Genomic DNA, 10386 nt, shown 5'->3' with positions numbered 1-10386 from the left:
TACAACCAAGAGCCCAACAGTGCAAAATCCTGGTTATCGGGTGGGGTGAAAATAGTCAACAACACGTAAAGGGAACAGCGCCTACTTTGCAGGCACCCAATGAGACCGCAAGGTCAGCAAAAAGCCCCGATAGCAATATCGGGGCTTTTTTGTATTCATTTTTAAGGCTCCATAATTGGAGCGCCTCTATCATAAAGACCATCTTTGGGACTGAGCATTGCTTCTGTCGTTAAAAATGAAAGTCCCAGGCCCCTTTGATCCGTGTATGAAGCTTGTCATAATAGGCCTTCCCTAAAGGATGCTGGGAGCTTAATCCCGCACTCCGGCTCGCCTAATGCAAACAAGGATGCAACTGCATGTTAAAAGTGAATGAATATTTTGAAGGGCAGGTAAAATCGATTGGCTTTACCAACACCGCAGGTAAAGCAACGGTTGGCGTTATGGTTCCGGGTGAATATACCTTTAATACCGGTGCGCCCGAGTTGATGGTTGTGATCCGCGGCGCCTTGACCGTTCTGCTGCCTGAGCAGGATCAATGGGTTACGTTTGGTGCTGGTGAACAGTTTGATGTACCAGGCAACAGCGCATTTCAACTGCAAGTGAATGAAGAAACTGCCTATTTGTGTGAGTTTAAATAATAGCGTCAGTTTTAAATAAAAAGCGGCACTCAGTGCCGCTTTTTTATTTTCGCAGGATCCCAGATTATGAATAGGTTATTTGAGCAACCCGGCTTCGATGAAATAACGTTTGGCTCCCGGATGTAATGGTGCTGAAAGTCCTTGGCTGACCATTTGTTGTTTATTTAATTGCGAGAATGCCGGGTGAAGTCGTTTGAACTGCTCAAAATTATCAAAAACAGCTTTTACTAATTGATAGGCAATATCTTCGGGCAGTTGGCTAGTTGTGACCAGAGTGGCTGATACACCAAACGATGGAATATCCTGATCTGCGCCGCGATAGAGTCGGCCTGGAATAACCGTTTTGCTGTATTCCGGATGAGCAGATAATAACTTATCAACACCAACACCCGATATTTCGACTAGGCTGATATCGCAACTACTACTTGCCTCTTTGATGGTGCCACTTGGATGACCGACGACGTAGACAAAGGCATCGATCTTATTATCACACAGCGCTTGGGCTCTTTCGGCGCCTTTGAGCTCGGAAATTTCGGAGAAGGTTTTAAGATCCCAGGCCTGGCTACGCATCAATATATCCATGGTGCTGCGATCACCTGAGCCTGGGTTGCCAATGTCGACGCGCTTGCCGGGTAAGTCATCTAATTGCTGGATATTGGCATCTTGTCTGGCGACTATGGTTAAGGGTTCAGCATAGAGACCAAATAGGCTGCGTAATTCACTATCAGCCCCAGCCGGAACAAATTCTCCTTGCCCTTTAAGGGCTGCCATCTGGGCGTCAGACTGTACAACGGCTAAATTCACTTTATGAGCCCGAAGGGCCTGCAGGTTATAAATAGAGCCGCTGGTTGCTTGAACCGAACATCGAAGTTTCAATGGGCCAGTTGTTTTATTGATAAGCCGACATACAGCTCCGCCTGCTGGATAATAGACACCCGTTACGCTTCCGGTGGCAATAATAAGCGAGGAGGCTTGTGGTGCGGCGAGGGCTACTGTGGGCAGCGCGCTGGCGACAATGGCTGCGGATAGTACACGGCAGAAAAATCTACGCATGGTCATGACATTCCTTAAGCTGAGACTGCTTCGACTTACTGAGTGATGTTAGGCAAGCGCAATCAGCCAAACCTTAACGGGGTTATCGGGCTAATGCAATGTAATGATAGATGACGCACGAATAACCAGCTGATTGAGCAAGAGTAAAGGTTGCGGCAGATACCGCAACCTCAGCTGCGAAGGTTTAGTCGTTGGTCCGTGCCAGAATAACACGCTTCATCCGGCGTATTGCTTCGGTCAGCAGCTCTCTGGAACAACCAAAATTGAGGCGGATAAAATTGCCATCGCCGAACTGGGCTCCTGGTGAGAGACCGACGCCGCCCGCTTCAAAGCTGGCAATCGGATTTGCCAACTGGAGACCGGAGACATCGATCCAGGCCAGATAGGTAGCTTCGATATGCGCTATTTTCACCCCGGGTAAGGAGCCTAGCTCGCGCATCAGCAGGTCGCGATTATCCCGCAGATATTCCAGCTGAGCGGCCAGCCATTCTTCCCCTTCGGCATACGCGGCTTCTGCAGCGATAAAGCCGAGTAGATTGTTGTCAGCCATCAAGCCGCGCATCGATTGTTGTAACTTATGGCGCAGGGTTGGATTGGGAATGATGGCAAATGAGCAGCATAAACCGGCAATGTTAAAGGTCTTACTCGGTGCCATCAGTACCGCACTGCGTTGAGCGGCCGCGGCGGAGAGGCTGGCAAAGGGAATATGGCGCGCGTCTTTATCCAAAAGCAGGTCGCAATGGATTTCGTCGGAACAAACGGTCACCTCGTGTCGCTCGGCAATGTCTGCGATTCGCTCTAGCTCGGCACGGGTAAATACAGTACCGCCCGGGTTATGGGGGTTGCACAGCAACAGCAAGTCAGCATCGACGGCCAACTGCTCGAGTCGTTCAAAATCGGGCAACCAACGATCGGCCACCAGTTGCATCGGCAGATGACTGATGCGACGTTCGTTATAGCCTGGGGCATTCAGGAACGGATAATAAACCGGGGTAGGGCTAATGATGCTGCTCTCGGGTCGGCACCAGGCTTTGCAGGCGAAATTCAGTCCGGGAACAACACCTGGCATGAATAACAACCAGTCGGCCTCAACCTGCCAACCGTATAGGGAATGCATGCGCTCCAGGATCAGTTTTATCAAGCGCGGGGAGGGGCGACTGTAACCAAATACGCCATGATCAATCCGCTGATGTAAGGCTTCAAGAATAGCGGGGGCAGCTTGGAAGTCGGTATCTGCAACCCATAGTGGTAGAATGTCTTTATCGCCATATTTATCCCACTTCAGGCTTTGTGTGCCGCGGCGATCAATCACTCCATCGAAATCAAACATGTCACTCTCACTAGCAGGGGAAAGTGACACTGTAAAAAGAATTCTGAACGACGGCAACCCATGGTGTGGTGAATTCCATGCGAGGTCAGGCGTCAGGACTATTATCGGAGATTATATGTCGCGCATCAGTAACTGCTGGGGCCTGCATTTCAACCGGACACTGCTGGTCTTTATGGCGGTTACCTTCTTGTCGGGAACGGGAGCCGCCCTTTTCGTGCCGACCATGAGTTTGTTCTTGACCGAGCAAGTCGGCGCTAGTCCATTTGCGGTTGGCTGCTTTTACACCTGCAATGCATTGGCCGGGATCCTGCTCAGTCACTCGCTGGCGCGTTATTCGGATCGCCAGGGCGGCCGGAAAAAACTGATCCAGTTTTGTCTCTCGTTCGGGATCCTGGCGTGCCTAGTGTTCGCATTGAGCCGTAATTACTGGGTACTGGTGAGCTTGGGGATTGTGTTGCTGAGCATCGGCGCCACCGCATCGCCGCAATTATTTGCACTGGCTCGTGAGCACAGTGATGCGCGTGGTGAGCGAAGTGTCATGTTTACTTCGCTGATGCGGGCCCAGTTCTCTCTAGCCTGGGTGCTGGGTCCGCCGGTGGCCTTTGCGGTTTCGATCCACGCGGGTTTTACCTGGTTGTTCTTACTCGGGGCCGGAGTCTATCTGTGTAGTGTGGTGCTGGTGTGGTGGGGGCTACCGAATAGCCCATTGCCGATGGCCGGCTCCCGTGTTGAGCTGGCAGGATTTCGTCACAGTCGGGATGTCCGCTGGTTATTTTTTGCCTCCACACTGCTGTGGATGTGCAACAGCATGTACCTCATCAATATGCCGCTTTATGTCTCCCGGGAATTACATCTCTCTCAGGGACTTGCCGGTTGGATGATGGGGACTGCTGCCGCACTGGAGATCCCGATCATGCTGGTAGCTGGCTATCTCAGTGCCCGCTGGGGTAAGAAACCTATGTTGTTATTGGCGGCATTGGCCGGTTGCTGTTTTTACGTCGGGATGTCCAGTTTCAGCTCACCGCAGGCCTTGTTAGTGCTGCAAGTTGCTAATGCGTTGTTCATTGGCATTTTGGCGGGACTGGGGATGATTTACTTCCAGGATCTGATGCCGGGCCAGTTGGGTCAGGCGACCACGCTGTTCACCAACAGCATCCGCTCCGGCGCTATTGTCGCGGGCTTGTTGGCCGGTCTGATTGCGGAGTATTGGAGTTATTTTGGCGTGTTTGTCCTAGCCATCGCTGTGACGGCGTTGGCGATGGCCCTACTCTGGCGTGTGCGAGCTGTCCGATAATTCGACCTGGGGTAGTTCAATGCTGGATCGGGTCGCCAATTCGGGCTGTTGCAGCTTGTGGCTGGTGCGTAGACACTCCAGTAGTCGCGATGCACTCGGACCAAGTCGTTCGGGATTCGGCACGACCAGATGGGTAAAAAACTTTCGCGCACTACTTTCCCGAAGTTGAATTCGGTGCAGGCGGTTTTGTTGCAGCAAGGGTTCAACTAAATGGATGGGCAGCCAGGCAAAGCCGAGCCCGGACAGCAAAATGCCAATCGCCTCATGGAAGTTATTCACGGTCCAGCGTTGTTCCGCCTTGAGCCAGCCGGTCAATTCCTGCGGATTTTTACCGGTATCCTTGATGACGATCTGTAATTCCTGGCTCAGATCCGCCTGCGCCAGGCCGGTGGTAATTCTGGCCAGCGGATGCAGGGGATGACAGACGGGTAACAGGGTGATTTCGGCCAGGGGTTCGCCGAGGAAACCCTTAGGGACATGGCCTGTAATCACCAAATCGGCTTGTTGCTCTAAAATGGCGTCCTGGGAGCCGGTGAGGACGGTATCCATCAACTGCAGTTGGGTGCCACGCGACTTGGGATAATAGAGTTGTAGAGCCCGATTGATCAGCGGGCGGGGGTGGACTAGTTCGACGGCGAGCCGGATCTCGGCTTCCCAGCCTTGGTGAATGTTGAACGCCAGCAACTCCAGCTCTTCCATTTGCTGGGTCAGCTGTTTTGCCCGGCGCAAGAATACCTCACCTTCTTCGGTCAAGAAGGCTTTGCGACCACGCACTTCCAGCAATGCGACCCCCAGAGTCTGCTGCAATTTAGCAACCGCATGGTTCAGCGATGACTGGCTTTTATTGAGCTTTTCGGCGGCCTGTGCATAACCGCCAAATTCGACAACTGCCTGGAAAATTCGCCATTGCTCAAGTGTGCTCTTGGGTCGAAACATAATGCGTGGGATTCCATGTCAAACGGAACAGCGGTGTTCCATTACTAGTCTAGAGAACTCTGGGCGCTGCAGATAATAAGTTACCCGTTTCGCGGCGGTTGTGCATCCACACTCTGACCATGCACGCTTCGGCCATCGTTACCCATCAGATAAAGATAGACGGGCATCAGAGCCGCCGGAGTGGGCAAACAGCCCGGATCCTCATCCGGACGCGCTTTGGCACGCATGGCGGTACGTGTGGCACCAGGATTGATCGCATTGACCCGGATATGAGTCGTGGCCAATTCATCGGCTAACACCTGCATCAATCCTTCGGTTGCAAACTTGGATACGGCATAAGCGCCCCAGTTTGCTCTGCCGCGCCGACCTACACCGGATGAAGTAAAGAGTATGGCGGCCGCGGGACTGCGCCGCAGCAGAGGTAACAGCGCCTGGATCAGCAGTAGGGTTGAGGTCACATTGACCTGCTGTACCTGTTGCCACTCAGCAGGATCTGCCTGCTCGATAGGACCTAGGGTACCGAGAATACCGGCGTTCAGCAGCAGGCCATCCAATCGATGAAAGGTGCTGGATAATTGTTCTGCCAGCTGATGATACTCCTGTGGGCTCGCGGTGAGGAAATCCAGTGCATAGACCACCGGTGAGACACCGGTCTCGTGTTGAATCATAGCAGCGAGCCGATCGAGTTTATTCTGACTCCTGCCCAGCAATACCAGAAGAGCGCCATGGCGCGCATAGGTCCAGGCGGCTTCTTTACCAATACCGTCACTGGCGCCGGTCACCAGAATGACTTTATTGCGTAACAACTCAGGATCTGCTTGATAGTTCAACATGTTAGCAACGACTCCTCCTGATTTTGACGCTCAAGTGTAAACAGTTTGCCGTATCGGTCGCCAGAGATTCCCGTGAATTCGACTGGAAAATTCACGAGATATGGCAACGAATTTTGCCAAGTGGCAAAAAGTTCGTAGAATGGGCCGGTTTCCCGTCATCCTGGAGTCAAATTTGGACTATTTCTACGGTTTTCTGCTGTTTACGGCCAAGAGCTTGATCCTAATTGTGGCGATTGGCGCCCTGCTGGCGTTTGTCATGACCATGGCGGCGCGGCAAAAAGCGCGCAAGGGACAGCTCGAGTTACAGGATTTATCCGAAGAGTATCAGCAGACCCGGGAACATTTGCAGTTGGCCTTGTTGAATGACGACCAGGCCAAAGCGCACAACAAACAGCGTAAAAAACAGCTCAAGGCGGCGAAGAAACAAGCAGCCGAGGTTAAGCCGAGATTATTCGTCATCGATTTCAAGGGTGGAATGGAGGCCAAGGAGGTTGCCAATCTGCGTGAGGAGGTCACCGCCGTGCTGGCGCTGGCCGAGGGTCAGGATCAGGTTCTGGTCCGCGTCGAGTCGGGTGGTGGCGTGGTGCACGGCTATGGACTCTGTGCTTCCCAGTTACAACGCCTGCGGGATCATGGCTTGCATCTGACTGTAGCGATCGACAAGGTGGCGGCCAGCGGCGGTTATATGATGGCCTGCGTGGCACAACATATTATTGCGGCTCCGTTTGCTATCGTGGGCTCGATTGGTGTGGTGGCGCAATTGCCCAATTTTCACCGTCTGTTGCAAAAGCATGATATCGATTATGAGCAACATACCGCGGGACAATACAAACGGACTCTGACTCTGTTTGGTGAAAATGATGAGCAGGGGCGGCAAAAGTTTCGTGAGGAGCTGGAATCTGTTCATCAACAATTCCGCCAGTTTGTGGCTAAAAATCGCCCCCGTATCGAACTGGATCAGGTGGCGACCGGCGAGCATTGGTTAGCCACTGAAGCGTTGAAGTTGAATCTGGTCGATGAACTGCGTACCAGTGATGATTATCTGGTCGACCATTATGAGAAAAAACAAGTGGTTAAAGTGCACTACAAGATCCATAAAGGACTTGGCGAGCGTTTTGGCCAACAGACTGCAACCGTGCTGGAGCAGGCGGTGATAGGGGTGCTGCAGCGTCTGCGCCTTCCGTTTTAGTCGTTAGGGTTCAGGTTCTGGGTGGGCAGATGGCGAGCTTGAAATTCCCTTGCCAGGCGACACATAAAATTAGCGCATCCCGGTTTGTCGAATAAAAAAGGTTGCGTCCGAGCGATTCGCCTTCCATTTTAATAAATAACCGATGCCGCCGACTGAGCGGCATCATACTGTTTTTCAGCCAGCGTCATTAAGGACAGAGTAAGCGTCTATGGGCAAATCACTGGTGATTGTTGAGTCCCCGGCCAAGGCCAAGACTATCAACAAATATCTGGGTAAGGACTTCATTGTGAAGTCGAGTATCGGTCATGTGCGTGATCTGCCAACCAGCGGTTCTGCAAGTACGACGGAAAAAGAAGAGAAAAAACCGGTCGTTCGCAAAAGTAGCAAAGGCATGACAGATGCCGAGAAAGCTGAGCGCGACTACCAATCTCTGGTTTCCCGTATGGGCATAGATCCGGAACATGGATGGGCGGCCCGCTACCAGGTGCTGCCGGGTAAAGAGAAGGTGGTGAATGAACTCAAGAGTCTTGCCGAAAAAGCCGACACCATCTATCTGGCAACCGACTTGGACCGCGAAGGGGAAGCCATTGCCTGGCACCTGCGGGAACTGATTGGCGGCGATGAGACTCGTTTCAAGCGGGTGGTGTTCAACGAAATTACCAAGAGCGCGATTCAAGAAGCCTTCTCCCAACCCGGTATTCTCAATCAGGATCGCGTCAATGCCCAGCAGGCGCGTCGCTTCCTCGATCGGGTCGTCGGCTATATGGTATCGCCGCTGTTATGGAAAAAACTGGCGCGCGGTTTGTCGGCTGGACGAGTGCAGTCGGTCGCGGTGCGGCTCATCGTCGAAAAAGAGCGCGAAATCAAGGCGTTTGTTCCAGAAGAGTACTGGGATGTGCATGCCGACCTGTTGACGCAAGCTAAGAATGCGCTGCGCATGCAGGTGGTGAGCTGCGATGGCGCCGCTTATAACCCTGTGGTCGAAGCGGATGCCAAACGCGCCTGTGACGTGTTGCAATCGGCTCGCTACCATGTGGTCGGGCGCGAAGATAAGCCGACCAGCAGCAAGCCGTCGGCACCCTTTATTACCTCGACGCTGCAACAGGCGGCCAGTACCCGTTTGGGGTATGGGGTTAAGAAAACCATGATGATGGCCCAGCGTCTGTACGAAGCGGGTTATATCACCTACATGCGTACCGACTCCACTAACCTGAGTCAGGAAGCGGTCGAATCGGTTCGAGACTACATCCTGCAGGAGTTCGGTGCCGATTATTTGCCCGAGGCGCCGTTAGTGTATGGCTCGAAGGCCAACGCCCAGGAGGCGCACGAAGCTATTCGTCCTTCCAGCGTGCGTTTGCGGGCCGAGAAGATCGAGGACATGGAAGCGGATGCGGTCCGCCTGTATGACCTGATCTGGCGTCAGTTTGTCGCCTGCCAGATGACCCCAGCACAATATGACTCCAGCACCCTGACGGTGGCTGCGGCCAACTATGAGCTGCGCGCCAAAGGACGCATCCTGCGCTTTGCCGGTTGGACCAAGGCGCAACCTGCCATGGGACGTAAGGGGGACGATATCGAGTTGCCGGCCGTTACTGCCGGTGATGAACTGGCACTGATCGCCCTGGATCCCAAGCAACATTTCACCAAGCCGCCAGCACGCTTTACCGAAGCGGCTCTGGTCAAGGAGCTGGAAAAACGCGGTATTGGTCGCCCCTCCACCTATGCAGCCATCATCTCCACCATTCAGGAGCGTGGTTATGTGAAGGTGGAGAATCGTCGCTTCTATGCCGAAAAAATGGGCGAAATCGTCACCGAGCGTCTGGTGGAAAGTTTTAGCAACCTGATGAGCTATGACTTCACCGCTCAGATGGAAAACTCGCTGGATGAGATTGCCGAAGGCGAGCTGGAATGGAAGGTGCAGCTGGATAACTTCTACCGCAACTTCAAGGCGACCCTGGATAAAGCGGAATCCGATGCGGCCGAGGGCGGCATGCGTAGCAATCAGATGATTCTGACGGATATCGACTGTCCGGACTGCGCCCGGAAAATGGGGATCCGCACTGCGACCACCGGGGTGTTTTTGGGATGTTCCGGTTACGCCTTGCCGCCCAAAGAGCGTTGCAAGAAGACTATCAACCTAGTGCCGGGTGATGAGTTTATTGCCGCTGACTCGGATGAGGGCGAAGTCAATGCGTTACGCGCCATGCGTCGCTGCCCGGTCTGTGGCACCGCAATGGACTCCTATCTGATTGATGAAACCCGTAAGTTGCACGTCTGTGGTAATAATCCGGATTGCGATGGCTATGTGATTGAGCAAGGACAGTTCCGCCTCAAAGGCTATGAAGGTCCGGTGATTGATTGCGAACGCTGTGGCTCGCAAATGCAGCTCAAGACCGGGCGCTTTGGCAAGTTCATGGCCTGCAGCAACGAGAGTTGCAAGAATACCCGTAAGATCTTGCGCAACGGCGATATAGCTCCGCCCAAGGAGGATCCAGTTCCCTTGCCGGAGCTCAAGTGCACGCAATCCGATGCGCATTTTGTGCTGCGGGATGGGGCTGCTGGCTTGTTCCTCGCCGCCAGTAACTTCCCGAAGTCTCGTGAAACCCGGGCACCCTTGGTTTCAGAGTTGAAGCGTTTCAAGGATCGTCTGGCGCCCAAGCATCAATATTTGGCCGATGCTCCGGTGGCGGATCCGGATGGTAATCCGGCGATTGTTCGCTTTAGCCGGAAAACCAAGGAGCAATATGTGATGACCGAGGTGAATGGCAAGGCGACAGGTTGGACTGCGTTTTATTCCGCCGGTCGCTGGACGGTGGCTGAAGCCAAAGGCAGCAAAAAAACGGATGATAAAAAATAAATCGTCATAATGTTTAATATGACGAGGTTAAAACAAGGGAGGCGCACTGTGCCTCCCTTGTTTTTTGGTTTATTGAAACAGTATATTAATTAATAGAGACATTCTAATTGATTCGATTGATTGGCAGGGCAAGATCGCGAACGTTTTTTAAGCAGGGCATGAGGATTTGACCGACCGAACGGGGTGTGATCTTATACTCTCTTTTACGGGAGTTTCGTCATGAACCATCAAGCGGCATTTACCCAATTCTTCTCCG

The 10386-nt window shown here is 53.0% G+C and carries 8 protein-coding genes; 4 read left to right on the top strand and 4 right to left on the bottom strand.

Going from position 1 to position 10386, the window contains the following annotated elements; translation table 11 throughout:
* The first annotated feature begins 356 nt into the window (after window positions 1-356).
* Entirely contained in the window at window positions 357-638 is a 282-nt protein-coding gene (gene ppnP / locus ACYVG7_RS11950; protein ID WP_460883331.1) for a pyrimidine/purine nucleoside phosphorylase, read from the top strand.
* A 75-nt stretch (window positions 639-713) separates the two neighbouring features.
* On the opposite strand, the gene ACYVG7_RS11945 is transcribed toward ppnP, so the two are convergent.
* Both ACYVG7_RS11945 and ACYVG7_RS11940 read right to left on the bottom strand, forming a co-directional pair.
* Window positions 714-1697, bottom strand: coding sequence for a TAXI family TRAP transporter solute-binding subunit (locus tag ACYVG7_RS11945; protein WP_460883330.1), 984 nt, complete (start codon window positions 1695-1697; stop codon window positions 714-716).
* Window positions 1698-1875: 178 nt separating this feature from the next.
* The gene (locus ACYVG7_RS11940) at window positions 1876-3021 is read right to left on the bottom strand and encodes a MalY/PatB family protein (protein WP_460883329.1); all 1146 of its coding nucleotides are present in this window, start codon (window positions 3019-3021) and stop codon (window positions 1876-1878) included.
* Window positions 3022-3136: 115 nt separating this feature from the next.
* Here ACYVG7_RS11940 and ACYVG7_RS11935 point away from each other — a divergent pair, with 115 nt between their 5' ends.
* Entirely contained in the window at window positions 3137-4315 is a 1179-nt protein-coding gene (locus ACYVG7_RS11935) for a sugar efflux transporter (protein ID WP_460883328.1), read from the top strand.
* Here ACYVG7_RS11935 and ACYVG7_RS11930 read toward each other — a convergent pair.
* Together ACYVG7_RS11930 and ACYVG7_RS11925 are read right to left on the bottom strand one after the other, a co-directional pair.
* The gene (locus ACYVG7_RS11930) at window positions 4286-5251 is read right to left on the bottom strand and encodes a LysR family transcriptional regulator (protein WP_460883327.1); all 966 of its coding nucleotides are present in this window, start codon (window positions 5249-5251) and stop codon (window positions 4286-4288) included. The two genes, ACYVG7_RS11935 and ACYVG7_RS11930, sit on opposite strands and share 30 nt — an antisense overlap.
* A gap of 80 nt (window positions 5252-5331) precedes the next feature.
* Window positions 5332-6084 (bottom strand): YciK family oxidoreductase, encoded by a 753-nt coding sequence (locus ACYVG7_RS11925; protein WP_460883326.1) that lies wholly within the window; start codon window positions 6082-6084, stop codon window positions 5332-5334.
* A gap of 172 nt (window positions 6085-6256) precedes the next feature.
* Here ACYVG7_RS11925 and sohB point away from each other — a divergent pair, with 172 nt between their 5' ends.
* Both sohB and topA read left to right on the top strand, forming a co-directional pair.
* Window positions 6257-7273, top strand: coding sequence for a protease SohB (sohB, locus tag ACYVG7_RS11920; protein WP_460883325.1), 1017 nt, complete (start codon window positions 6257-6259; stop codon window positions 7271-7273).
* Between the two features lie 208 nt (window positions 7274-7481).
* A complete protein-coding gene (gene topA / locus ACYVG7_RS11915) occupies window positions 7482-10130 on the top strand; it encodes a type I DNA topoisomerase (RefSeq protein WP_460883324.1) in 2649 nt (882 codons plus the stop codon).
* The last annotated feature ends 256 nt before the right edge of the window (window positions 10131-10386 follow it).

The sequence above is a fragment of the Pseudaeromonas pectinilytica genome, assembly GCF_054780855.1.
Note: the sequence above shows the minus strand (reverse complement) of the source record. Positions and strands in the feature narration are given on the sequence as shown.